21 protein-coding genes and 3 pseudogenes are annotated in these 23,779 nt (G+C 58.8%); 18 read left to right on the plus strand and 6 right to left on the minus strand.

What is annotated here, in order from left to right; all coding sequences use genetic code 11:
• The coding region (locus ACYCUK_RS17440; protein WP_461595946.1) for a MerR family transcriptional regulator at positions 1–241 on the minus strand (241 nt) is incomplete at its 3' end.
• Between the two features lie 340 nt (positions 242–581).
• Here ACYCUK_RS17440 and ACYCUK_RS17445 point away from each other — a divergent pair.
• The 8 genes from ACYCUK_RS17445 (at position 582) to ACYCUK_RS17480 (ending at position 4,691) form a co-directional block, all read left to right on the plus strand.
• Positions 582–1,640 carry an IS110 family RNA-guided transposase gene (locus ACYCUK_RS17445; protein ID WP_461595964.1) on the plus strand — a complete coding sequence of 353 codons (1,059 nt, stop codon included), beginning with the start codon at positions 582–584 and terminating at the stop codon, positions 1,638–1,640.
• A gap of 311 nt (positions 1,641–1,951) precedes the next feature.
• Positions 1,952–2,476 (plus strand): HD-GYP domain-containing protein, encoded by a 525-nt coding sequence (locus tag ACYCUK_RS17450; protein WP_461595947.1) that lies wholly within the window; start codon positions 1,952–1,954, stop codon positions 2,474–2,476.
• A 32-nt stretch (positions 2,477–2,508) separates the two neighbouring features.
• Complete coding sequence (locus ACYCUK_RS17455; protein WP_461595948.1) at positions 2,509–2,880, plus strand: ArsR/SmtB family transcription factor; 372 nt, start codon at positions 2,509–2,511, stop codon at positions 2,878–2,880.
• The gene (locus ACYCUK_RS17460; protein WP_461595949.1) at positions 2,877–3,122 is read left to right on the plus strand and encodes an SHOCT domain-containing protein; all 246 of its coding nucleotides are present in this window, start codon (positions 2,877–2,879) and stop codon (positions 3,120–3,122) included. Before ACYCUK_RS17455 ends, ACYCUK_RS17460 begins: the two co-directional genes overlap by 4 nt.
• A complete protein-coding gene (locus tag ACYCUK_RS17465) occupies positions 3,119–3,754 on the plus strand; it encodes a class I SAM-dependent methyltransferase (RefSeq protein WP_461595950.1) in 636 nt (211 codons plus the stop codon). The genes ACYCUK_RS17460 and ACYCUK_RS17465 overlap by 4 nt, the downstream gene beginning before the upstream one ends.
• Positions 3,738–3,875 carry a hypothetical protein gene (locus ACYCUK_RS17470; RefSeq protein WP_461595951.1) on the plus strand — a complete coding sequence of 46 codons (138 nt, stop codon included), beginning with the start codon at positions 3,738–3,740 and terminating at the stop codon, positions 3,873–3,875. Before ACYCUK_RS17465 ends, ACYCUK_RS17470 begins: the two co-directional genes overlap by 17 nt.
• Before the next feature lie 40 nt (positions 3,876–3,915).
• Entirely contained in the window at positions 3,916–4,419 is a 504-nt protein-coding gene (locus ACYCUK_RS17475; RefSeq protein ID WP_461595952.1) for a hypothetical protein, read from the plus strand.
• 65 nt (positions 4,420–4,484) lie between these two features.
• Positions 4,485–4,691, plus strand: coding sequence for a YgaP family membrane protein (locus ACYCUK_RS17480; RefSeq protein WP_276729964.1), 207 nt, complete (start codon positions 4,485–4,487; stop codon positions 4,689–4,691).
• Between the two features lie 303 nt (positions 4,692–4,994).
• Here the strand turns inward: ACYCUK_RS17480 and ACYCUK_RS17485 are convergent.
• Positions 4,995–5,720 (minus strand): annotated as a pseudogene (locus ACYCUK_RS17485) (permease); the annotation flags it as partial.
• A gap of 262 nt (positions 5,721–5,982) precedes the next feature.
• Between ACYCUK_RS17485 and ACYCUK_RS17490 the strand changes: the two are divergent.
• Complete coding sequence (locus ACYCUK_RS17490; protein WP_461595953.1) at positions 5,983–7,947, plus strand: sigma-54-dependent Fis family transcriptional regulator; 1,965 nt, start codon at positions 5,983–5,985, stop codon at positions 7,945–7,947.
• Between the two features lie 444 nt (positions 7,948–8,391).
• Here ACYCUK_RS17490 and ACYCUK_RS17495 read toward each other — a convergent pair whose 3' ends face one another.
• Together ACYCUK_RS17495 and ACYCUK_RS17500 are read right to left on the minus strand one after the other, a co-directional pair.
• Positions 8,392–9,516 (minus strand): branched-chain amino acid ABC transporter substrate-binding protein, encoded by a 1,125-nt coding sequence (locus tag ACYCUK_RS17495; RefSeq protein ID WP_112486473.1) that lies wholly within the window; start codon positions 9,514–9,516, stop codon positions 8,392–8,394.
• 302 nt (positions 9,517–9,818) lie between these two features.
• On the minus strand, positions 9,819–11,138 hold the full coding sequence (locus ACYCUK_RS17500) for an aminotransferase class I/II-fold pyridoxal phosphate-dependent enzyme (RefSeq protein ID WP_461595954.1): 1,320 nt from the start codon (positions 11,136–11,138) through the stop codon (positions 9,819–9,821).
• A gap of 135 nt (positions 11,139–11,273) precedes the next feature.
• On the opposite strand from ACYCUK_RS17500, the pseudogene ACYCUK_RS17505 reads away from it, so the two are divergent.
• The 5 genes and pseudogenes from ACYCUK_RS17505 to ACYCUK_RS17525 form a co-directional block, all read left to right on the plus strand.
• Positions 11,274–11,879 (plus strand): annotated as a pseudogene (locus ACYCUK_RS17505) (LysR family transcriptional regulator); the annotation flags it as partial.
• A gap of 41 nt (positions 11,880–11,920) precedes the next feature.
• Positions 11,921–13,312: an IS30 family transposase gene (locus ACYCUK_RS17510; RefSeq protein WP_461595955.1), complete on the plus strand. Its 1,392-nt coding sequence runs from the start codon at positions 11,921–11,923 to the stop codon at positions 13,310–13,312.
• 7 nt (positions 13,313–13,319) lie between these two features.
• Positions 13,320–13,520 (plus strand): annotated as a pseudogene (locus ACYCUK_RS17515) (IS3 family transposase); the annotation flags it as partial.
• The gene (locus tag ACYCUK_RS17520; protein ID WP_461595956.1) at positions 13,520–14,359 is read left to right on the plus strand and encodes an energy transducer TonB; all 840 of its coding nucleotides are present in this window, start codon (positions 13,520–13,522) and stop codon (positions 14,357–14,359) included. The pseudogene ACYCUK_RS17515 and the gene ACYCUK_RS17520, both read left to right, overlap by 1 nt.
• Positions 14,360–14,590: 231 nt before the next feature.
• A complete protein-coding gene (locus tag ACYCUK_RS17525; protein WP_461595957.1) occupies positions 14,591–15,466 on the plus strand; it encodes an alpha/beta fold hydrolase in 876 nt (291 codons plus the stop codon).
• A 141-nt stretch (positions 15,467–15,607) separates the two neighbouring features.
• On the opposite strand, the gene ACYCUK_RS17530 is transcribed toward ACYCUK_RS17525, so the two are convergent.
• Entirely contained in the window at positions 15,608–17,764 is a 2,157-nt protein-coding gene (locus ACYCUK_RS17530) for an ATP-binding protein (protein ID WP_461595958.1), read from the minus strand.
• Positions 17,765–17,835: 71 nt separating this feature from the next.
• Positions 17,836–18,903, minus strand: a complete 1,068-nt coding sequence (locus ACYCUK_RS17535) for an HD-GYP domain-containing protein (RefSeq protein ID WP_461595959.1) — start codon at positions 18,901–18,903, stop codon at positions 17,836–17,838.
• Positions 18,904–19,066: 163 nt separating this feature from the next.
• On the opposite strand from ACYCUK_RS17535, the gene ACYCUK_RS17540 reads away from it, so the two are divergent.
• The 4 genes from ACYCUK_RS17540 to ACYCUK_RS17555 all read left to right on the plus strand — a co-directional run bounded on the left by ACYCUK_RS17540 (position 19,067) and on the right by ACYCUK_RS17555 (position 23,648).
• Positions 19,067–19,333: an acyl carrier protein gene (locus ACYCUK_RS17540; RefSeq protein ID WP_461595960.1), complete on the plus strand. Its 267-nt coding sequence runs from the start codon at positions 19,067–19,069 to the stop codon at positions 19,331–19,333.
• Entirely contained in the window at positions 19,284–20,555 is a 1,272-nt protein-coding gene (locus tag ACYCUK_RS17545) for a beta-ketoacyl-[acyl-carrier-protein] synthase family protein (RefSeq protein ID WP_461595961.1), read from the plus strand. Before ACYCUK_RS17540 ends, ACYCUK_RS17545 begins: the two co-directional genes overlap by 50 nt.
• A gap of 8 nt (positions 20,556–20,563) precedes the next feature.
• Positions 20,564–21,433: a crotonase/enoyl-CoA hydratase family protein gene (locus tag ACYCUK_RS17550; RefSeq protein ID WP_461595962.1), complete on the plus strand. Its 870-nt coding sequence runs from the start codon at positions 20,564–20,566 to the stop codon at positions 21,431–21,433.
• Between the two features lie 1,303 nt (positions 21,434–22,736).
• A complete protein-coding gene (locus tag ACYCUK_RS17555; protein WP_461595963.1) occupies positions 22,737–23,648 on the plus strand; it encodes an integrase domain-containing protein in 912 nt (303 codons plus the stop codon).
• The last annotated feature ends 131 nt before the right edge of the window (positions 23,649–23,779 follow it).

The raw sequence follows: 23,779 nt of genomic DNA on the forward strand, positions 1-23,779 counted from the left end.
GCATGCCGTCGTCGAGTTGCAGCAAGCCGGCGACCTCGTCGAGACTGAAGCCCATGCGCTGGGCGGATTTGATGAATTGCAGGCGGGCGACGTCATCGGGTCCGTAGCGGCGGAAGCTGCCCTGCGGTCGCTCGGGCTCGCACAGCAAGCCCTTGCGCTGGTAGAACCGGATGGTTTCGACATGGACCCCTGTCGCCAAGGCGGCAGTGCCGATGGTGAAGTCATCCGAAATAGCTTGCATCGTCTTGGCTCCGATTCAGGACTGCAAATCCCAGCGTGAAGGGACGAACTGCCGATCGACGCCAAGCATCTCGATGGACTTTTCCCCTCCTGCCTGTCAGGTTAGCGCAGCTTGCGCGACTGATGAGGACATCGAGAAACAAGTGGAGATGCTATGGATGCCTCCCTCCCCACGGGGACTGATGCAGGGGCACGGAGATGAGGCCGCATGGCGTTGAGGGGCAAGACCCGCTGTGGCGGGGTGGATCCTCCGATGGATACGGCATCGATGTGCCCAAGGCGTGATAGACCACGGTCTTCACAAACACCACGGAGGATCCGTCATGAATCGTACTTCTGGCATGCAAGCAGGACAACGCATCGGCACCCAGGGCGGCCTGCAGGTCGTCGGGCTGGACATTGCCAAACACGTCTTTCAGATGCACACCGTGGACATGGCCACGGGCGAGATCGTCAACGTGCAGATCAAGCGCGCGAAGGTGCTGGAGCATTTCGCCAATCGCCAGCCCTGCCTGATTGCGATTGAAGCCTGTGGCGGTGCCCACCACTGGGGCCGCCAGTTGCAGGCGCTGGGCCACAGCGTGCGACTGCTGCACGCCAAGATCGTGCGTCCCTTCGTGGCAGGCAACAAGACCGATGCGACGGACGCGCGGGCGATCTGGCTGGCCGTGCAGCAGCCTGGCGTGAAGGGCGTGGGCATCAAGACCGTCGCGCAGCAAGCCACCTTGACGCTGCACCGCCAGCGCGAACTGCTCATGAAGATGCGCACCATGCAGACCAACGCGCTGCGCGGCCTGCTCGACGAGTTCGGCGCCACCTTCGCCCCAGGCACCAAGGCGCTGCTGGGCGAGATCGAGGCGGCGCTGGAGGATCTGTCGGGCACGCTGCCGCAGAGCGTTGCCGACAGTTTGCGCGAGCAGGTGGCGTGGATCCAGGCGCTCACCGTGGACATCGCCGCCATCGAGCGCCGTCTGGCCGTGCAATTGCGCCAGGATCCGCAGATGCAGCGCATTGCCCAGATCCCCGGCGTGGGCCTGCTCACCGCCACGGCGGCCATCGCCACGATGGGAGAGGCCGCAGCGTTCAAGTCCGGGCGCGAGTTCTGCGCCTGGCTGGGGCTGGTGCCCAGGCAGACGGGCAGCGGCGGGCGGGTGCGGCTGCAGGGCATCTCCAAGCGCGGCGACACCTATGTGCGCACCCTGCTCATCCACGGCGCACGCAGCGTGCTTCGCCACACCAAGGAGCCGGGAGCGTGGCTGCAGCAGCTCCAGCAAAGATGGCCTGCCAATGTGGTGATCGTGGCGCAGACGGCCAAGATGGCCAGGACGATCTGGGCCGTCACGGCCAAGCAACAAGAGTACCAACGCGGTTATCAGAGTCTGCGGCCACACGCGGCCTGAGACCCTGGAGCCCTTTCATCCCCCACTTCAAGAAAGGAATGTGGAACGCTTTGAAGGCGAGACGGCAGCAAAGAGCGACGTGATGTGAAACAGGTCAGACCGGGACAAGCCAAACCTGCATGGTTTGCTGGACTTCAACAGTCCACTCCAGGAGATGAGGCGCTTGTCAGCGGAGATGCATCGGGGCCCGTGGGCCAGACTGGGCAACCAGACCACCCCACAACCAAGGCCGGATATAAGACCGCAGCCGACTTCTTCACACCCACAACGCCCATCGCGCTTGACCGCCGGGAGGCATCCATATAAGAACCATGCAGCAACAAGGCGATGACGAACAAACCCGCGCAGGGCTGCCACGTCAAGAAGGTGCGCTGACGTGGCGAAGCGGATGGTTCGCACGCTGGCTTGGTCCGCGCACCCGGCCCAGGTCCGACGAGACGGCCGATCACCTGCTGGTCAGCCTGCTCAACATGGCATCGTTTGTCGAGGCACGCGATCCGTATACCGGCGGCCATTTGTGGCGCGTTTCCCGCTATGCACGCTTGCTTGCCGCTGCGGCGGGACTGGATGCAGTAGAGGTCGCGCGCGTCAGCCTGGGTGGGTTTTTGCACGATCTGGGCAAGATTGGTGTGCCCGATGCCATCCTGTGCAAATCAGCCCCACTCACCGACGCGGAGTGGGCGGTCATGCGACCCATCCGGACATCGGGATGCGTTTGCTCGCGGTGCATCCCCACACCAGTCAGCGAGCGGGCTTCATTCCAACCGGGCGAAGCGCTCGGCCTGCCGCAAGCATGGCCTTTGACATATGCCGAAGAGGCGCTATTATATGAATGATTTTTCATATAAACAACAATTCATTTGATGCCATGGCACTCTCCACCTCCGAGCAAACCCGTTTGGTGGCCGCTTTCAAGGTGCTGGGCGAACCAACCCGCCTGCGCATCTTGTGTGGATTGGGTTTGGAATGCCGTCCGGTCACGGACATCATCCAGGCCACCGGCATGGGCCAGACTCATGTCTCCTTTCACCTGCGCATGCTGCGAGAAGCCGGCTTGGTGCGCGCCGAGCGCCGCGGCCCTTTCATCTATTACTGCCTTGCCGACCCTAGCTTGCCGGGGATCCTGCAGGAGCTCGCGAATTGGCTGGATGCTCGCCAGATTCCACCAACCGAAGGCGCGTCTCGGCTTGGCCGGCCCGGCGCGGCGACGTCAACAACGACTCTGGAGGTGAGATCATGATGTGGTTCAACGGACCGTGGGGCGGATTTCCCTGGATGTGGATTTTTCCGCTGATTTTTCTGGTCATTCTGTTGATCTTTTTGTTCCGCGGCACCGGTGGACCGATGTGCGGCGGCTCCGGCATGCACCGACGCGGGCCAGGCGGTGAGTCGACCGCGCGGAACATCCTCGATCAGCGATATGCGCGCGGAGAAATCAGCGCCGATGACTACCAGCGCATGAAGAAGGATCTCGAAGCATGATGCAGGAACGCTTGTTTCCCGCCACCGCGATGCCGGATCAGGATTGGTGGCAGACCTTGTGGCCCGATCCTGACGGCTTGATCGCGACCTTGCGCATTGAGCCGGGCATGCACGTGGTCGATCTGGGCTGCGGAGACGGCTATTTCACCGCGGCGATTGCACGACGTGTCGGCTCGGGCCGCGTCATCGGCTTCGACCTGGACCCCATCATGCTGGAGCAAGCTCGGGCCGTCTGTGTGCCCTATGGTCATTGCGATTGGGTGCTTGGGGATGCCATGAAGCTGAGTCGGTTGATCCCCGCGCCGGTTGATCATGTCCTCATCGCCAACACCTTCCACGGCGTGCCGGACCCGACGGCATTGGCCCGGGAAATCGCCGCCGTTCTCAAACCGCCCGGGCGTTTCGCCATCGTCAACTGGCACCCCATCGCGCGCGAACAGACCCCCGTGCTGGGTCAACCACGGGGGCCGCGCACCGAATTGCGCATGTCTGCCGCGCAGACGCAAGCCGTGGTTGAGCCGGCAGGCTTCGCCCTGGAAGCGCAGGCCGAATTGCCGCCCTACCACTATGCGGCCATCTTCACCCGCACCCACGAACCCGACCCAGGAGAACGTCATGCCCGCGCAACATGAACCGATCATCGAGCAGGGCAACCATTTTCATGCAACGGTCTATGGCCCGGAGGGAGCATTGGACCGCAAGACACGCCGCCTCATCGGTCTCGGTGCGGCGCTGGTGACAAACCACCCGTAACGCCGAGACGATCAACGGCATCATCCACCAGGAGATTGACATGGAAGCGAAAGATCAAGACAGCAAGACAGGCAGCGAATCACAGCCTGAATCGGGCGGTGGTGCCAACCCGATGATGACGGGTATGGGCATGATGAAGAAAATGATGGCCCAAATGGGCTCGGGCGGCGAAGGCCCGATGGCCATGATGCAGAAGATGATGGGGCAGATGCGCAATCAGCAGTCAGGCGAGGCTCCGAACCCCATGCAGAACATGATGGGCATGTGCATGGGCATGCAAGCCGAGATGCTCAATGCGATGCACACAACGACGACGATGGCAGCCTTTGCCACGCCGGAGCTGCATGCGCTGTTTGCCACCTGGATGGAGAGTCTGGAGGGTGAAGCGCTTGCGGCGCTGGCCCAACAGGGCGAAGTCGATACCGCTGCGCTGGCTTCACAACTCAAGATCAGCGAGGCCAGTGCAATCCATCTCGTGGCGCAGCTTGCCACAAAGGGCAAGGTCCATTTGCGCGCCCAGGCATTCGCAGCTCCGGCGAACTGAAGTTCGTCGGCCAGGCCTGCCTCTGATTTGTGTCTTTTCCCCGCGCATCGTCCAAGGAGATTTCAATGACAGTCAATCGTATGGTCAGCATCATGGCTGGGTTCATGGTGCTGCTCAGCCTGGTGCTGGCCCAGATCATGGGACAGGTCGACCTGCTCCACCCGACCTGGCTGTGGCTGACGGCCTTCGTCGGCCTCAATCTGTTCCAGATGGGCTTCACTGGCTTTTGTCCGGCTGCCTTGGTGTTCAAGGCGCTGGGCTTCAAAGAGTGAGTCGGCAGCCAGTTGTGGCGCGGTCGATTCAGGCAAGTCGGCTTGATGCAGCCCCTGCTTTCGGCGTGATGGGCATTCCGACGACCTATCTGATCGACAAGCAAGGGCGCATCGTCCGGCAGGCCGTCGGGGGACGGGAGTACAGCACGCCAGCCGTGCGACAACTCATCGAAGCACTAATGCGATGAGCCTTCTGCGTCTGGAGACGCACAGCCGCCAGTCAACCATAGGGAAAAGGAAAGACGCCCAATATTGAAGGTGTCTGGTTGCCGATCGACGGTTGATGCTTCGGGCCGGTAGGGGCTAACGATTGAGCGCGAACCCCAAGATCCCGGTGATGACGAGCACGCCGAGGGCATAAAGCGTCGCGCTGCGCCGCCCCATGGCGCGCGCGACGGGGCCAAGCGTCGAGACGTTGCTGCCCACTCCGGCAACCAGCAGGATCATGGCATTGCCGGGACCCATGCCTTTTTCCAGCAAGGCATGGACAAAGGGCAGCGAGCCGAGGCTGTCCGTGTACACGATGCCGGCGAACACGAGGGCGAAGCCGACACCCGCGATCCCTTCGCCGCTGAGGTATCGGCTGACCCAATCCGCCGGCAGGTACACCTTGGCCGCCGCGCCAAGCAGGATGCCCGCACCGATCCAAGGCGCCAGCTCGCGAAACAGCGCGATGGCCGTACCCAAAGCCGCGCGCAGTTTCCGCGTTGGCTCGTGGAAGTCGAACCAACCGGATCCTTCTGCGGAGGCCAACTCGCCAGAGTCACAACCGCAGCGTTCGGTCGCACAGGATGATTCGGCAGGCGCACAGGTGGCCGACGCCTCGGCAATACCCTCCCTGCCAAGCGCCGGCGAGGCGGGCGCAACGCGGCTTGACCGCAGGGCCCACCCATCAACCAGCATTCCGGTTCCCCACCCTGTGAGCACGGCGGCTGCCGCGATGGCCACGCCGTTTCGAGGTCCCAGAAATATGATCAGCGCGCTCAAGCCATACCAATTGAACCAAGGGGTGGCGATGAGGAAGGCGCAGGCGGGGCCGGCACGCTGGTCCGGGTTACTCCTATCTGGACGAGCACCATAAAAGGGCGTAAAAGCTCATGTGCTCAAGAGCCGTAGATAACAGCGCCGGGTGCCAGCGTTGGCATGTTCGGCCACAGGCCGCGACCAACAGTGACCGATCTATCCGGATACGCCACGCACGTCAGGGGGCGCACCCGAATCAGGAGTCAATCCATGGAGATTCTGGATCCCCATCAGATGTTTTCGGATCCCGGGCAAGGATGCGAGCGTCATGTATTCGTGGGAACGCTTCCTTAATGGCGAAGACGCTGCCGCCAATACGCTGCGCGACCTCGTCAATGCATCGTGGCAGCGGTGCCAGGGCGCCAATGTGGATCCCACGCGGCACGCAGGTCCACTTCCTGTTTCCGAACAGGATTTTTTCCTGCTGCGCGAGCGCCAGAGGGAGTTACTTGAAGTCAGCGCACCCATGATGGCCAGTGCGCGTGATTTCCTGGCGGAGACCGGCACCATGATGGTGTTGGCCGATACCAACTGCACCATCCTGAGCACGGAGGGGGACACGCCGGCCAAGAACTCCGCCGAGTCGATCTTCCTCGTACCTGGAGTGACATGGAGTGAAAGGTTTTGCGGCACGAATGCAATCGGTACAGCTCTGGCTGTGGGCCAACCCGTGCAGATCCACTCTGCGGAGCATTACTGCGCGGGCATCAAGCGTTGGACGTGTTCCGCCACCGTGATCCGACATCCCACGGACGGGGAAATCATCGGGGTTTTGGATATATCAGGCCTGTCGCAAACCTTCAGTCGACAGAGCCTTGCACTCGTCGTGGCCACGGCGAACCGGATTGAAAACCGTCTCACCATTGGCGAGATGGAGCGCCGTTACCGCCTACTCAACTATTGGGCGCAGCACAGCGCATCGTTGGGAAACCAGGGCGCCGTGTTATTCGACAGGCGTGGGCTTCCCGTCCAGGTTAACGAGCATGCACATGTGGCTATCCTTGCAGCCGGCGGCGAATTTGAATGGCCCGCCTCACGCCGCATTCCAGAGCTTGCCGCAGGCACGCTGCGCCGCAGTCTGACACGAGGCACGATCCCGTCGTGGATTCGCCCCGAATGGATCGAATCCATCGTCGATCACGGCGAGCATCTCGGCACGCTCCTGGTGATCCCTTCGCTCAAGGCGTGTATTTCAACACCGCCGACGACCCTCAGCCAACGCCACGCAACTGCCCCATCCGAGGCCAGCGAGACCGAAAAGGATCCCTTCGCCGGCATCATCACATCGGACGCTGCGATGCAGGCCATCATCGCCAAAGCCCGCCAAATCGCGCGAGCTAAAGCCTCGGTGCTGCTATTGGGAGAAACAGGCGTAGGCAAGGAGGAGTTCGCTCGCGGTATCCATGGAGGCGGTGCCACACCCTTCGTCGTCTTGAACTGCGGAGGCCTGTCGCGAGAACTCCTGGCCAGTGAATTATTTGGATACGCTGACGGTGCTTTCACGGGCGCACGCAAAGGCGGACTTGCAGGGAAGATCGAAGCCGCAGCCGGCGGCACCCTGTTTCTTGATGAGATCGGCGAGATGCCGTTGGACATGCAGCCCCACTTGTTGCGTGTCCTGGAACAAGGCGAGGTTTACCGACTGGGCGAGACAGCGCCGCGCAAGGTGAGCTTCCATCTGATCGCCGCCACCCATCGCGATCTGCGCCAAGAAGTGGCCGCCGGCCGCTTCCGTATGGACCTGTATTACCGCGTGGCCGTGACCAGCTTGCGCATCCCACCCCTGCGTGAACGCAAGGGCGATATCGCGACGCTCGCTCAATTTTTCCTTGACCACTTCCGCGTCAAACAGGGTTTGAAACGCAGCACCATCAACCCAGCCGTCATCCGGCAATTGGAGTTGAACGCTTGGGAAGGAAATGTGCGGGAGTTGCGCAACGTTATCGAGAGCGCGGTCCTCGTGAGTGATGGGGAAATGGTGACATGTGCTGATTTGCCATCGGAGCTTGCCGCTACCGAGAAATCGACGGCCGGACCGGTTAGCTCTATTGGCGGGGACATGCAAAGTATTGCCGAAGGGGAAAGAGATTTGATTAATCGAACTGTTGCCGCCACTGGGGGAAACCTTACGCTGGCTGCGCGTCAATTGAGTATTGCCAAAAGCACTCTTTATGCGAAGATGCAGCGGTACGGGCTGTCACGTGAAACAGTGCGCAACAGAATTGCCGATTAACAAGCTGTTGAAATACGTTTTTCGGGGGTCGAGCTATGGTCCGAGAATATCCGTGATCCTGCGAAAGGGTCGGAAAGCGCCCAATTCACGGGCGAGATGCGCATCTCGAAACCTTCCACATTGAGCGCTCCTATCGTTTGCGTACAGTCTCTAAGATATTCCAACAGCCTGTTACAGGATCTCGTCAACCTGCGGGCCAACCTGATCATGGGCAGGGGCAAGATGCGGCGCTGGGGCTGAGCGCCGCAGCAAACCCCTCCAGCGTCTTTGTCTCTCGATGCACGACCGATTCCGCCCGGTGTGGGGGATCACGGTGCCCTTTGTCTCCGTGTGATTCCAGAGCGCCCCTGAAACCAGGGGTCTCCATGTGACTCCGACTCTGCCATCGGAGCCGCAACCATTGTCGAGGTCACACCTCATCGTGTTGCGGCACCGACGTCAGTCTCATTGCACCAACACCACTTCTTTCTTGTCCTCCCTGAAGGTGGAAATAGTGATGGTCGGGCTCGCCAAATTGCCGTCCTTCAAAAAGTGAATGTCATTCTTGGTCACACCGTTGTAGTCAATGTTGCGGATGAAGGGCAGATATTTTTTCGGGTCTGTCGATTCAGCTTTCATCATCGCGTGCGCCAGCACCATGGTGGCGTCATAGGCATACGGCGAGTAGAGTTGGAAAGCTTTTGCGCCAAACTCGGCGTCGTAGCGCTTCTTCCAGGCATCGCCACCTGGCATTTGCGAGATTGGCGAACCGCCTTCCGCGCAGATCGCCCCATTCACAGCGTTGCCGGCCAACGTTGCCAACTCAGGAGTACAAATCCCATCCCCACCCATCAACACCGCCTTAATGCCGAGCTGCTTGATCTGGCGCAGCATCGGGCCTGCTTGGCTGTACATGCCACCATAGAAAATCACGTCGGGATTGGCCGCCTTGATCTTGGTCAGAATGGCGGAGAAGTCGGTGGCCTTGTCGTTGGTGTATTCACGATCCAGCACTTTCATGCCATCTTTCTGCGCCGTTTTGGCGAACACGTCCGCCACGCCCTGGCCATAAGCCGTACGGTCGTCGATCACGGCAACGGTCTTGGCCTTCATCTGGTTTTTGGCATAGTTCGCCAGACCAGCGCCCAGGGCGTTGTCATTGGCGATGATGCGGAAGAAGGTCTTGAAGCCTTGCTCGGCAATCTTCGGATCGGTCGACGACGGGGTGATGTCAGGAATGCCGGCATCGTTGTAGATGCGGGATGCCGGAAAAGTGCAACCTGAGTTCAGGTGGCCGACGACGCCATTGACCTTCTCGTCAACGAATTTCTGGGCGACCATCGTGGCCTGTTTGGGGTCCGCCTGATCGTCTTGCGCGTCAATTTTCCAGATCACCTTCTTGCCGCCGATCGAGATGTTCATCGTGTTCAGATCTCGAATCGCCATCAGCGCACCGTTGATATTGTCCTGGCCCTGAGAGGCCTGCGGGCCTGACATGGGCGCGGCGCTTCCAATCAAAACGGTTGCGTCTTGCGCATAGGCAGTACCGATGGCGAGTGACAGAACCAGCATGGCGTATTTAAGTTTCATTTCCAACCTCCAGACGAAAGAAAGAATGTGAGCCATGGATGGCTCGGCGGCTTCAAGCCTCAAGTGCAAGGCTCTTGAGTCGATGAACGGATGTGGCAGGCGGCTCCAGCCGCAACAACAAGCGGTACGCATAGAAACCAGGAATCGGCACCTCGTGACGGCGTGCTTCTCGCCCGCATACGGCCGAGTCGACGGGTGCATCGACCGGCATCTGATCGAACGGCTGGAGGCCAAACAGACATCACGCGGCCTCCCCCACAGGCGACGCATCGGCTCGCTGGCTCACGATCTGTTGCACCCGATCAGCGCATGTAGTGCAAGCCACCGAAGCGCCGTCGAAAGGCGGAAACCTCGGACGCAACCCCATCAGGATCTCCAGTCAGAGCCCGGGCAAGCAGGGACGCCAACTCGGGCATGTCGGGCGCGTCCAGGCCCAGTCGCACGATCTCCGGCACACCAAAACGCAGGCCGTTGAGATCGCCCTCCACGACAGGCAATGGCAAACCAATGCCGCAGGCCAGCAGATTGGCGCGACGCAAGCGCTTGGCGGCTGTTTGGCCACCACCAAAACGCGCTGCTTCGACGGCCAATTGATGCGACTGGGTGTAGCCTCGGGATCGGGCAAAGACGGGCAGGCCCTGGGCGTCCAGGGCCTCGGCCAGCGCATGGGCGGTGCGTTTCATGGCCTGGCCGTAGGCGAGGCCAAAGGCCTTCCAGTCCAGCAGGCTCACAGCCAGCGCTGCGGTCTTGCCGGCATCAAAATTGGCCGTCAAGCCCGGGTAGGCTATGGCATCCAGCCGTTCGGCCAGGGACGCGTTGTCGCTCACAATCAGCCCGCCTGGCGGTCCACCCAAGCTCTTGTACGTGCTCATCGTCATCACATGCGCCCCCTCGGCCAGGGGCTGCTGCCAGGCTTGTCCTGCAATCATGCCGCTCAGGTGCGCGGCGTCGAACAACACATAAGCGCCGACCGCATCCGCAATCTCACGTATGGCGCTGACCGGGTGGGGGAAAAGGTTCAGGCTGCCGCCGATGGTGAGCAGTTTCGGCTTCACCTCGCGTGCCAACATGCGCAGCGCGGCAACATCCACCGTGTAACCGTCAGCATGCACCGGGGCCGGCACGGTTTTCAGCCCGTACAGGCCGGCCGCACCCGCTGCGTGATGCGTCACATGGCCCCCAATCTCGGCTGGCGGGGCAATGATGGTGTCGCCCGGCTGGCACGTGGCCATGAACACATACAGATTGGCCAATGCGCCCGAGCCCACGCGCACTTCGACGTACCGCGCACCGAACACCTCGGCGGCCAGCTCGGCGGCCATCACCTCGATGCGCTCAATGGCCTCCAAACCCATCTCATACTTGTCACCTGGATAACCCAGAGACGCACGCGAGCCCAGGTGAGCCGACAGCATCGCCTCGGCCTTCGGGTTCATCACATTCGTGGCCGGGTTGAGGTTGATGCCGTCCACATCGTGAATGCGGTGGTTTTCTTCCACCAGGCGGCCCAGCTCGGAGGCAACAGCATCAACATCCTGGTTTGCCGTCGTTTGTGCCACCGTCTGAACCAGGGCTTCGCAGCCGGCCGGAACCCAGGGGCGGTGTTGCAGCAAGGCCGTCATGCGCATGTCCTTTTTGAAGTGACGGAGGGTGAAGACGTGGACCAGTATGCGATGGGCCGCCCTCAGTTCACAAACGAGATATTCTTGCGCGGTGGGCTAGAAAATCTAGGCGTCACAACTTTGGATCCCAACACCATGGCCGTTGATCCACCCAAGCTGCGCCTGCCGCCGTACACGGCGCTACGCGCTTTTGAGGCTGCTGCCCGCCACAACAGCTTCGTCGCCGCGGCCCGCGAGCTGTGCGTGACGCCAGCGGCCGTGGCCCAGCAGGTGAAAGCGCTGGAAGCCTGGCTCGGTGGTGCATTGTTTGAACGCCACAGCCAGGGCATTGCGCTGACACCCCAAGGCCGACATGCGCGACCCGCCCTGAGCGCAGCGATGGATCAGATGGGGCTGGCGGTACAGAACCTGCGCAGCGAAATGCGGGGATCCGAGCTGCACATCGCCGCGTTGCCGGCCCTGGCGCAACTGTGGCTGTCACCGCGCCTGCGACGGTTGCACCTGGACTTTCCCGGCGTGCAGGTTTCGGTCACGGCGATGGAGGAGCCTCCCAACTTCAAACGTGAACCGTTCGACATGGGTTTGTTCTATCTGGACGCGCCGCGTAAAGACGTCAGAATCATCGCCCTCGCAAAAGACCATCTGCTTCCAGTGTGCACGCCGAAAATCCTGAAGACACTCAGAGTCAAAGGCAAGATCCGCCTGCACGGGCAACCCTTGCTGCATGACACGGTGGGTGAATTCAATCGGTCATCGCAACACCTTCACCTGAAGAAGTTGAGATGGGAAGTGCAAAGCATGGGCGGTGCAGACGCGGAGTTCGCCCCGCGCTGGGCTCAATCGGTCGTCCTGGAGCTGGCACCAGGGAGGTTCGTCAGCATTTCTGGCGTGCGATCGCAGAAGGGCTTTCCAGTGACAAGGCCGCCGAGGTTGCCGGGGTCTCGCCAGCTGTTGGCGCCCGTCTGTTCAGGCAAGGTGGCGGCATGCCAGATGTCAGCCTTGAACAACCTTCGAATCGATTCCTCAGCCTTGTTGAGCGTGAGGAGATTGCACTACTTCGTGCCCAAGGGCACGGCGTTCGGGATATCGCCAGGCGGATCGGTCGCCACGCTTCCACGATCTCGCGCGAATTGCGGCGCAACGCAGCCACGCGCAGCGGCTACGTCGAGTACCGCGCGACGACTGCGCATTGGCACGCGCAGCGCAGAGCCAGGCGGCCTCGAACTGCCAAGTTGACGGCCAACCCGCTCCTGAAGGCATACGTGCAAGAGCGCATTGCCGGCGGGGTCACCACGGCCGATGGAAGGCGTGTCGGTCCCCGCGTTGCTTGGTCGGGTCGGCGCCATGGGCGACGCCAGGATCGGCATTGGGCCATCGCCTGGAGTCCGCAGCAGATTGCCAATCGACTGCCCATTGACTACCCGGATGACCCAAGCATGCGAATCTCGCACGAGGCAATCTATCAAGCGCTGTACATCGGCGGCCGTGGCGGTCTGCATCGAGAGCTCTGCGCATCTCTTAGGACAGGGCGGGCACTGCGTATGCCACGCGCCCGAGTCAGAGCTCGTGGCAAACAGTTTGTAGGTCCGCAGGACTTGATCGACAAGCGCCCGGCGAAGGTAAGCGAGCGCAGAGAGCCTGGCCATTGGGAAGGCGATTTGATCATCGGCCTGGACAGCTCCGCGATCGGTACCTTGGTGGAACGCAAGACGCGGTACACGTTGCTCATGCACTTGCCGCGTCAAGCGGGCTTCGGGGCAAAGCAGGTGAAGAACGGCCCCGCGCTGGCGGGGCGCGGGGCTGACGCCGTGCGCGAGGCGATCGCCTTGGCGTTGATGCCGCTGCCACGCCGGTTGCGCAAGTCACTGACTTGGGACCAAGGATCCGAAATGGCCCAGCACAAGCGCCTCCGTCATGAGACTGGCATCCGGACGTTCTTCTGCGAACCGAGAAGCCCTTGGCAGCGCGGGACCAACGAGAACACCAACGGCCTATTGCGTCAGTACTTCCCCAAGGGTACTGATCTGAGCCGTTACGACTCCGCTAACCTGCAGGCTGTGGCCAATGCGCTCAACAACAGGCCACGAAAGGTCCTGGGTTGGAAGACGCCCGCTGAAGTGTTCGAGAACTTGGTATCGTCAGAAAATCGCAGACGTGTTGCGACGACCGGTTGAATGCGGCCAATACGTCAGCATTCGCTACACCGAGCGGCTGGCCGAGGCCGGCATCGAGCCCTCGGTTGGCAGCAAGGGCGACAGCTACGACAACGCCCTGGCCGAGACGATCAACGGGCTGTACAAGGCCGAGCTGATTCACCGCCGCGCGCCGTGGAAGACCCAGGAAGCCGTCGAGCTGGCGACCTTGCAATGGGTGCCGTGGTAATGTCGACCTCATCCTCCAACATCAGTCTGGAAATCATCGATGCGGTGCACATGCCTCCGGCACGCGTGTCCTGGCCGCTGATTGTGGCGGTTTTGATACTGCATGCGGTGGCGTTATGGGCGCTTCAGTTCGGTCTCGTGCCCACGCCCAAGCTGCCTATGCCCTCGCTCATCCATGTCGAGGCCTTGTCGGTACAACCGCAATCCGTGGCATCCAACAACCATCCACGCACACCGCCTGCCCTGGCGGCAGCCGCGAACACGCGAGCCTTTCCACGCGAGGCTGTCAAGCACCCCTCACCGCCTCATCAAGCCGCGCTGCCCAGTCAAACCGCCCGCGTGGTTGACTCGAAACCGTCGCTTGAGCCGTCTATGACCGATGCTGAGAGGCCGGTGAATCACGCCGAGGCCCAGACCACACCAGCGGGTGCGCCGGCAGCGGCCAATTCGCCCGTCACGCGCTCTCGGACCTCTGCTCCGACAGAAACCGAGTCAGCCCGGCGACCTGACGAATCCGTCAAGGGTGAGGCCCCGCCCCCCCCTGCACAACAGTCCGCTGCACCCCCGACCTATGGCGCGTCCTACTTGCACAACCCCAAGCCCGACTATCCTCCCCTGGGACGCAGGCTCGGCGAGGAAGGGACGGTCTTGCTCAAGGTCAAGGTGTCGGCCCAGGGCCACGTGGAAACCCTTCAAGTGCAGCAATCATCCGGCTATGGTCAGCTCGATGCGGCGGCGTTGAGCGCAGTTCAGCAATGGACCTTCATCCCAGCTCAGGCTGCAGGCAAGCCGGTTTCCGGCTGGGTGCTGGTGCCGATCGTGTTTTCCCTTTCACCTTGACCGACAGCCGCGACGCATCGAACCTAGAAGGTCGCCCCGGCACCAACTTGGCCAAAACCTGCGACCCCGCCATCCCCTTGAAGTCAGATCATCATCACAATGGGACCGCATCAGCCGCAGCATCAACGCATCCATGCGGCCTTGAAACCGTCGACGTCGAATGCACTGCGACAATGATGTCATCTGGACCCACTCAACGCCTGCGAGAACTGCATCTGAAAGGATCTGCGTATGTTCAAGAATTTTCATCCGATTCGCATCCAGGCCGGCAGTTCGAGCATCGCAGGCCATATCGGCGGCAGCGGGCCACCACTGCTGTTGCTGCATGGTCATCCCCAGACGCACATGATCTGGCACAAGATCGCAGATGCCTTGACGGCACACTACACCGTCGTCGCGACGGATTTACGCGGTTACGGTGCGTCGTCGAAACCACAGGGGCAAGCGGATCACAGCACCTACAGCAAACGCGCCATGGCGGCAGATCAGGTTGCGGTGATGCAAAGCCTGGGATTCGAATCGTTCTTCATCTGCGCCCACGACCGTGGCGCACGGGTCGCGCACCGCCTGTGCCTGGACTCCCCTGCCGCGATACGCAAAGCCATCTTGCTCGACATCGCTCCGACCCTGGCGATGTATGAGCAAACCAATCGGACCTTTGCAACGGCCTACTTCCACTGGTTTTTTCTGATCCAGCCCTACCCTTTTCCGGAAAAACTGATCAGTTCCGACCCCGATGCTTATATCGATGCCGTGATGGGCAATCGTTCCGCTGGCATGACACCTTTCACGCCCGAGGCGCAGGGAGCCTATCGGTCTGCCTTGCGTAGCGAGGGGGCTGTTCATGCGATGTGCGAGGATTACCGGGCGTCGGCGACCATCGATCTGGATCACGATCGATGGGACCGGCAGCAAAGCCGTCGCGTCACTTGTCCATTGCATGTGTTGTGGGGGCGTCAAGGGATCGTCGGGCGTTTGTTCGACCCCTTGCGTGAATGGGGCCAAGTCGCCGAACAAGTCAGTGGCCATGCCCTGGATTGCGGGCACTACATTCCCGAAGAGGCCCCTGACGCTTTGTTGCAAGAGATCCGCGCGACTTTGTGCTGACTGCAAGCAAAGACGAATTCAACCGCCCGTACCCAGCTCGGATGCAGCCCTTGCAGACGGTGCGTTCGTAGGGGCTGGCTTTTTAGCCGAAGTTTGGGATTTTTGCTGGGCGACAAGCTCCCAAAAAGCCTGCATCAACCTTCATCCGTAATCAACATTTTGGTAGAACGTGCCATCTTGACTCCCAGCCTCCGCGATCACCTCGCGCAGAGCTTCTCTGGTTTTCGTGCTCGATTCTTGCAAATCTTGCGCCAATCTCTGTTTCTGTTCAACCAGAATTGCACTTTCTGTTCGCATGATGCCAATCGCCAGGCTCATCAAACGCATTGCACCAGTTTCCATGCAAACGCCTTTTAGCGCATGTGCGGCGTCGTATACGCCATTGTGATCTTCTGATTCCAGTGCATCAAGAATGCGCGACGTATTGCGCTCGATATCAGTGCTAGCACGCCCCAATAATTCCTTAATAAAATCCCGCCTCGTACCGATTTGCTTGAGTTTATCGATAACCTTCATGTCTATATAAACAGTAGGAATCGGGCGCAAACGCTGTGACGCTGCAGGTTCAGGCATCAAATCCTTGCGACCTGAGACTGTTTGCAGGGATGAAACTTTTTGCTTAACATCCATCGAATTGCAAGTGCGATTGATCACGTCACGCAGTTCTTGCGCAAGAACTGGCTTTGTGAGGACTCCGAGCGCGCCTGTATTTTTTAGCCGTGAAGCTGTTAATGCCGACGCATCAGCCGTCAGAAAATAAGCAGGAACAGGATTGCGACAGCCAAACCGGTATGTTTGCAATACCGTGCTACCGTCTATATCGCCGAGGTTGTAGTCAAGAAGGAGTAAATCAAATTGCTCACTGCCTGCAAGTATATCTAGCGCTTGCCCGCCGCTGTCAGCGAGAATCACTGAGTGGCCTTCTTTCTGCAATATTTCCTGTAGCAGGTAGCGATTGGTCTCATTGTCATCAACGATCAGGATGCGTCGCCGTTCGAGCATGCTTTTTCGATCCAGATCGCCAATGTTGCTCGATTCCTCGAATCCGTTCCGACTGGCTGGGATGCGGGGCATGCGCAGGTCGAACCAAAAAGTACTCCCTATACCGACATCGCTGCTGACTCGTAAAGTCCCCCCCATCACCTCGACAACTTGCCTGCTGATGGCCAATCCGAGACCCGTTCCTTCCGCGTGCTGCAAGCTTTTTGTGCCGAGCTGAACAAAAGGATCGAAGATTTTATCCTGGAATTCTTTAGGTATCCCAATCCCCGAGTCTTTTATACTAAAGCGCAAGAGATAATCGGACGGCGATTCCCGCAAGAGAGAAATACTCAACGCCACGGAGCCATACTCCGTAAATTTCACGGAATTCCCGGCCAAATTAATCAACAAACGTGTCAGCCAATGGGAATCACCGACAACGTTATCGATAATTCTTGGGTCGATCATGCTCGAAAAACCGATCCCCTTTTTCCTGGCATTGGTCTCGACTGAAGCACGAACCATGTCCACTTGATCGGCAAGCTTGATAGGGTTTGCCTTGAGTTGTATCTTGGTCAACGTTAGCTTGCTTTGATCCAGTAGATCATTGATATCCGCGAGCAAGTGACCGCTCAATGTGAGTATTGTCGCAGCCAGTTGTTTGGGTCTCTCCGTGTTTGCCTCTGCTTGTAATAGTTCCGCGGCATTGGAGATCCCACCCAGTGGAGTACGCAATTCGTGGCTAACCCTCGCCAGCAAATCAGATTTAGCCCGACTCTCGTGCTCGGCAAACACAATAGCTTGATTTAGCTTGTCCATCAGGACAGCAACATAGCCGGGAATCATCAGAATTGAAATCAAACTGGAAAACCAAAACAACATGTGATCTTGCCAGTAAGATGCCAACAGAGGAGCCATCGCAAGTCCAGCGAGTGAAGCCCCTTGTGCGGTACGCATGATCGCCTTGTTGCCGGTCCGCATACCGTAGCCAATGGAAGTAAAGATAAAAAGCGGAACCACAAGCACAGCTGTTTGCCCCATCACAATGACCCAAGCAGTCAGCATTAGGGGGTCGAGGAGTGCCGTCAGATACCCGAGCCATTTTGACCAGACATTTCGGCCTCGATGCGTCATGACATAGAGGGCAACTGCGTAAGTTAGATGGACAAATGCCACGAGAAATACATACAGAGGAGGCGACTTCAGGGTGAAAATCACACATAGCCAAATCGCGATGCATATGCCCGCCAACCACATCCGCAATTGCGCTTGTCCTCTTAGCGCGGTTGCGTAATCAAAAATGCTTGGCTTTTCCATGATAGGCTTCCTTTACTCGGTGTCCATGCCGGTAAGGGCTTGGGTTTAAGGGGCTCGTAGCCAGTTTGGCGTTAGGGCAGACTTGTACTGATTTCAGTCAACCCTGTCAGATCAGCCAGGAAGACCTTGACCAATTCCGAGTCCATGTGTGATCCAGTCTGTTGACGCAAATAGTCCTGTGCTTTCTCATGCGTCCACGCCTCCTTATACGGCCGCCTGGAAGTGAGCGCGTCGTAAACATCGACCACCGCTAGGATTCGCGCCGAAAGCGGTATGTCTTGTCCTGAAAGGCCGTCTGGATACCCACTGCCATCAAATTTCTCGTGATGTGAACGCGCGATTTCCGCAGCGACTCTCATGTGTTCCGTATGACCGCCGGAGAGCATGGCATGTCCAATCACCGTGTGGGTCTTCATGACTGTCCACTCCTCCGGTGTCAAGCTGCGCCTCGCTAGCAAAATTTGATCGGGTATGGCGACTTTCCCAATGTCATGGAGCGGCGCAGCCATCTCTAAAACGGCCGTGAAGGCTTCACTGCACCCCAAACGGCGCGACAACAACGCCGAGTAGCGCCCGATACGGCTGAGATGCGCCCCGGTATCGATGTCACGCTGTTCAGCGACTTTGGCAAGGCGGAACAACGTCTCCATTTTTTCTTTTTGAAGATCTTGTATGACCTGCTCGACCCTATGCTCCAACTCGCCGGCGTGACGGAGAGTTGCGAGTTGGAAGCGGCGCAGATTGAGGAGGTTTCGACATCTGGCAGCGCATTCGCGGTAGTCCAACGGGTGGCTAAGATAGTCATTGGCGCCAGCATCCAAGGCGTCGTACCGTACTGCCAAATCGTCGACCGCCGTGATGCAGATGATGGGCGGCTCGGCCAGATGCTCCAGCGACCTTAGGGCCTTGATCAGCATCACTCCGTTCATTCGGGGCATGCGATAATCAGTCAAAACAAGATCAATGGGATGGGTATTGGCATATGAAAGGGCGGCCACAGGATCTTCGAATGGCAGGATGTTTGCCTGCGGACAAGTATTGCTTGAAATCTCAGCCAATAAATGACGATTCGTCGCTTGATCATCGACGATTATTATCGTGGGCGCGCCTTTCCAATCGTTGCCGCTATTGATGTTCATTTTTAAGAAATCATCGTCATATAAAATCTATTATTATTTTCATGCCAGGGTTTAAATATTAAATTAGAGCTTACAATAAGCTGCCGCGAAATAAAGGATGCAGCGCAAAACAACCCGCACGGAATAACGCATATTAAATCACTTTCGACACACAAAGGAAATCATGAATCAGATCTGGGATGAGTTTCAAATTATCAAGAAAATCAAAGATATAGTCCTATCGACGTTCAACATAGATTTATCCGACAAACCAGACACCATGCCAATTGGGGATCTGGGTTTGGACTCAATGGGAATTCTCGATGTGATCATGAGCCTGGAGGACGTCATCGGGCAGAATTTAAAAAATATTGACCTTCCTAAAAATCCAACATTGCGCGATGTTGCTGATATGGTTATTAAAAATATGCAAGCAGGCGGTCATGATTGATATAGCAATCACCGGTATTGGCGTCATCTCTCCGATCGGCATGACAGAGACGACAGTCTTGGAAAGTCTTCTCGCTTCGCGATCAGGAGTCAGGGCGTTCGAATCCCAAGCCTTGTCAAGGCCATTTCCGATGGCTCCCGTTGAGGCCCAGTTCAATGACTCGTTCACGCGCGTCGAATTGCCTTTCCTTGATCGTACGACCCAGTTGGCGATCCTGGCAGCCCAGCAAGCTACAGAAAACGCCGGAATCGTGAACTATTCCTCATTTGGCGAACGTGCTGGCGTTTTTTTTGGGACAGTCCGTGGTGGTGGCGCAACTGAATGGGAGTGGACACGTCAGTTTTACACCGGCGAGAAGAAGACTGCCAAACCCTATGTGATCATGGGTTGCATGGCTAACGCCGGAGCTGCACAGATTTCCATTCGGCAGCAGGTATATGGGCCTACAGCAAGTCATACATCGGCATGCTCATCGTCAGGATCTGCAATTGCTGACGCTTGCAGGCAAATCAGGAACGGGGAAATTGACATTGCAATTGCCGGTGGAGCGGAAGCAGCGCTGACACCTGTATTTCTTGGTGCATGGGATGGGCTTCGCGCGTTAGCCGAAGTCGACGCTGTGCCGTCCCAAAGTTGTCGCCCTTTTTCGCGCCAGCGCACCGGTTTAGTCTTGGGGGAGGGAAGCGTGTTTTTCGTGCTGGAATCGCGTGAGCACGCAGAACGACGTCAGGCCCCAATTCATGCATTTGTTGCTGGCTGGGGCATCGCTTCTGACGGCCATCACATCGGTTCACCCCACCAGCGCGGACAGATCGCTGCGATGCGTTCGGCCCTGCGCACTGCTGGCATCGATGCCTCCGAACTTGACTACATCAATGCCCACGCCACCGCTACGCGCGGCGGTGATCCCGTCGAAGTGGCAGCTTTAAAAGAAGTCCTCGGCAATGCAGCGCAGTCGGTTCCTGTGAGCGCTACGAAGGCCTTGCATGCCCACATGCTCGGCGCAGCCAGCGCCATGGAACTTCTGGTCTGTGTTCTAGCTCTGCGCCATTCGTTCATTCCAGCAACGGCACACCTTTCCGACCTCGATCCAGAATGCAGTGGCATTCGGCATGTGACTGAGACGATGCTCGATCAGCCCGTACGACATGCCATGAGCCTATCTGCAGGCTTCGGCGGGACCAATGCGGCTCTGGTGGTACGGTCCTCCACATTCGACTGAATCTAACCATGCTAAGTACAGACGCGAATGTCGTTGCGCTCTCGACGCCTCTTGTCGAGGCTGACTTTGATCCTGCACTGAGTGTACTGTGGATCAGCATGGCGATCCAGAGAAACCGCCCGCAGAATTTTTCTCAGCGGCTGCTCCAGTCACTCCAAGGTTTGATCAGTCACATCAGCGAAAATCAAAGCATGTGGAGTGACGATGATCGAGATGATCCGATTCATTACGCGGTTCTGCGCTCCAGGCACCCTGATTATTTCAATGTTGGTGGTGATCTCAATCATTTTCTAGAGTGCATCCGGCGAGGTGATTCCGACTCCCTTCGCATCTACTCCGTGCAATGCCTTGACATGATGTATCAATGGGCCACCGCAATCACTCGGCAGAGCACCACCATTGCCCTTGTCCAAGGTCGCGCCTTGGGTGGTGGGTTTGAGACAGCTTTGTCCGCGGACTATATCGTTGCAGAAGAACATGCTGAATTCGGTTTCCCGGAAATCCTTTTCGGCCTCTTCCCTTGTACCGGCGGGATGAGCTTATTAGCGCGCCGAATTGGAGTTTATGAAGCGGAAAAAATCATGCGCAATGGCAAGATCTATTCGGCTAATGAATTAGAGGAAATTGGCATCATCGATCGTGTTTGCCCTTCAGGGGCCGGCGAAAGCGCAATCGGGGAGTTTATTGTCGAGCATAGTAAGCGCCGCAAGGCCAGACAAGCCCTACAGCATGCTAAAGCCAGGATGACCGCACTCAATTATGATGAGTTGAATTCAGTTGTGAATGATTGGGTAGCCGCTGCGATGTGTCTCACGGATAATGAGTTGCGAGTGCTTGAAACACTGGTCAAAATGCAGCGGTCTGAATTTGCCCATTAATATCCATACCGTGCTTGAATCGCACGGCATGATCTGCTGCGCCCCACACAATCGCACGGTCCTGCAGTTGATCCGTGCAGCTCGTAGCTCCTGCTGCGACAGGCTCAGGACCTCGGAAACAGGTGCGAGCAAGCTTTTGATGGCGATGCGGGGCACATTCCAGGATTTCAAGAAAGTGCCGACTGGTGGGGAGAGAGTCAGGCGGGCTGGTGTGATGGCCAGCGCGGAATTGCATCCAGGAAGGCAGCGATCGGCCAGGGTCAAGGCTCACCATGCAGGGATTAAACCCCTGGGGGGAGTAGCGCGCCGATGCCGCCATGAAGCAAAAAATTGCAGGCAAAAATAAACCTACCAGGGCAAATTTGCTAGGGTAGGTTTTGTGGGAGCAAAGCCTTGAAATGCTCAGAAAGCCCTCGATAACCAAGGACTTAAACTGTTTTTTGGCGGGTGGACGACCCACACATCGTAGACACAAGGTATTGTTCCGATTGAGCTTTTTACCTCGCGCAAGTGGGCAAAATTCCACCACCTCTCCCCACGAAAAATTCTGCATTAAATAATGCGAGTGTGACTCCCATACAACGCTGATGCCGACTGTTTCCGGTCGCTTGCAAGATAGCACGGAGCTGGTAGAGTTTCACCAGCGCAATGCATTGCGCACTGTTTTCAAGCACCGCACAAGCGGAACCACACTCAGGCGAGTCTCTGACTCGCGCGGCGATCGTCGGCTAAACGCTGCCACGATCGCCAACCTCTCTCGTCATCAAGCCTCGGGCACCTTGCCTGCATGAACATCGGCCTCACCGCCGATTCGGAACTGCCGTGGCTTTGCGCCAACAGCGGCCCTGCGTCGCTTGAACGACGCCTTCCCACCCCAGAGAAACCCACGAGCTGAATGGGCGTGCTCGGTCTGCCGCACAACAGACCCGCACGACCGCTGCGCATGACGCCATGGCGTCGGCATGCGTGGGCTTCCCACTGCTCGACTTTGACACCTCGCGGCGTACCACCACGCTGTTCAGTGCGTCACGTCCCACGTGACGCACGCCTGCCCCACCCTTCCACGTATCCGTGACGAGCGCGCGCCGCTGACTTTTTTCGCGCGCCACATTTTCTAGCCCCGCCATTCAGCCCGCTCATGCTGTTTCAACTGAGCACGCTCCGCATCGTTTCTGCGGCTACGCCACCGCCCATTGTTCACGCTGCCCTCTCCTTGCCGGGGGAGGATCAGCCGGGCACCATCCCCTCAACTTTTCGGCTGTCGTGCTGGTTGGATTTGATGTTCGTCTTCAGGAGTCTTTCGATGCAAACCTCAGTCCTTGCCACGTGGATGCAAGCCGCCCTCAACCAGGGCAAGAAGTCCACCCGAACCCGGGAGGAACGCCATGCTTGCTTTGCGCGGCTACAAGCCTTTGCCAAGGAGCGCCGCTTTACCGATCTGGCGCCAGCCAGCATCACCCGCAAGCAGATCGGCCAGTACATCGCGCACCTGCAGCAGCAAGGCGTCAGTCCTCGTTCCCTTCAAAATCAACTCAGCCACATCCGCGCCGCGATGCGCGGCGCGGGGATGGCTTCGAAAGCCGACTCGCCGGAATGGTCCAACCAAGCGCTCGGCATCGCGTCCAAGCCCGGGGATCGCGTCGGCAAACATCGTGCTGTCACTGAATCCGAGTTGACTGCGGCGCAAGCGCATGCGCTTGCCTTGGGGGATCGCGGCGTGGAGTTCACCGTGTTGAGTGCATTGCAGCGGTGCTTGGGATTGCGTGCCCAGGAGGCCATCCAAGCCGCCGGCAGTCTGGCGGTGTGGGAACGCTGCCTTACAGAGAACCGGCCGATCACGGTCAGCGAGGGAAGCAAGGGTGGACGCACGCGCACTGCCGTCATTCCCGAGGGCTTGCGGGAACGCGCCCTGATCGCCGTGCGTGCAGCCCAAGAGCTTGCACAACGCCATGCGGGCAAGCTCGTGGATGCGAGCAGCTTGAAGGCGGCGCGTGACCGCTACCGACATACTTGCGCGGCGTGTGGGCTGGTGGGGGAGGTTGCGTCGCATGGTTTGCGCTACGCCTGGGCGCAGGATCGTTACCGCGCCTATCGGCGGGAAGGATTTGAGCCGTCCGAGGCGGTGCGCCGGTTGTCCGAGGACTTGGGGCATGGCAGCGGCCGAGGGCGGTATGTGCGGATGGTGTATCTGAGGGGGATGTGCGATGAAGCCTGACGAAGAAGTGCGTGTGGTGGCGGTGATGCGCGGTGACCCCAATCAACCGGAATCGATCCAAATCGAGGGGCGCCAGGATGGGAAGTTCCTGAACGGGCTGCCCAAGTCAGGCACGAAATATCAAACTTTCG

The organism is Thiomonas sp., from assembly GCF_054608695.1.

Bases quoted from the DNA above. Each gene is read 5' to 3' on its own strand.
- ACYCUK_RS17500 (WP_461595954.1), bottom strand. From the start codon at position 11,138: ATGACGGCCTTGCTGCAACACCGCCCCTGGGTTCCGGCCGGCTGCGAA.
- ACYCUK_RS17480 (WP_276729964.1), top strand. From the start codon at position 4,485: ATGACAGTCAATCGTATGGTCAGCATCATGGCTGGGTTCATGGTGCTG.
- ACYCUK_RS17545 (WP_461595961.1), top strand. From the start codon at position 19,284: ATGTTGCTGATATGGTTATTAAAAATATGCAAGCAGGCGGTCATGATT.
- ACYCUK_RS17530 (WP_461595958.1), bottom strand. From the start codon at position 17,764: ATGGAAAAGCCAAGCATTTTTGATTACGCAACCGCGCTAAGAGGACAA.
- ACYCUK_RS17535 (WP_461595959.1), bottom strand. From the start codon at position 18,903: ATGAACATCAATAGCGGCAACGATTGGAAAGGCGCGCCCACGATAATA.
- ACYCUK_RS17475 (WP_461595952.1), top strand. From the start codon at position 3,916: ATGGAAGCGAAAGATCAAGACAGCAAGACAGGCAGCGAATCACAGCCT.
- ACYCUK_RS17465 (WP_461595950.1), top strand. From the start codon at position 3,119: ATGATGCAGGAACGCTTGTTTCCCGCCACCGCGATGCCGGATCAGGAT.
- ACYCUK_RS17455 (WP_461595948.1), top strand. From the start codon at position 2,509: ATGGCACTCTCCACCTCCGAGCAAACCCGTTTGGTGGCCGCTTTCAAG.
- ACYCUK_RS17490 (WP_461595953.1), top strand. From the start codon at position 5,983: ATGTATTCGTGGGAACGCTTCCTTAATGGCGAAGACGCTGCCGCCAAT.
- ACYCUK_RS17495 (WP_112486473.1), bottom strand. From the start codon at position 9,516: ATGAAACTTAAATACGCCATGCTGGTTCTGTCACTCGCCATCGGTACT.
- ACYCUK_RS17555 (WP_461595963.1), top strand. From the start codon at position 22,737: ATGCAAACCTCAGTCCTTGCCACGTGGATGCAAGCCGCCCTCAACCAG.
- ACYCUK_RS17540 (WP_461595960.1), top strand. From the start codon at position 19,067: ATGAATCAGATCTGGGATGAGTTTCAAATTATCAAGAAAATCAAAGAT.
- ACYCUK_RS17450 (WP_461595947.1), top strand. From the start codon at position 1,952: ATGCAGCAACAAGGCGATGACGAACAAACCCGCGCAGGGCTGCCACGT.
- ACYCUK_RS17510 (WP_461595955.1), top strand. From the start codon at position 11,921: ATGGGAAGTGCAAAGCATGGGCGGTGCAGACGCGGAGTTCGCCCCGCG.
- ACYCUK_RS17470 (WP_461595951.1), top strand. From the start codon at position 3,738: ATGCCCGCGCAACATGAACCGATCATCGAGCAGGGCAACCATTTTCAT.
- ACYCUK_RS17445 (WP_461595964.1), top strand. From the start codon at position 582: ATGCAAGCAGGACAACGCATCGGCACCCAGGGCGGCCTGCAGGTCGTC.
- ACYCUK_RS17525 (WP_461595957.1), top strand. From the start codon at position 14,591: ATGTTCAAGAATTTTCATCCGATTCGCATCCAGGCCGGCAGTTCGAGC.
- ACYCUK_RS17550 (WP_461595962.1), top strand. From the start codon at position 20,564: ATGCTAAGTACAGACGCGAATGTCGTTGCGCTCTCGACGCCTCTTGTC.
- ACYCUK_RS17520 (WP_461595956.1), top strand. From the start codon at position 13,520: ATGTCGACCTCATCCTCCAACATCAGTCTGGAAATCATCGATGCGGTG.
- ACYCUK_RS17460 (WP_461595949.1), top strand. From the start codon at position 2,877: ATGATGTGGTTCAACGGACCGTGGGGCGGATTTCCCTGGATGTGGATT.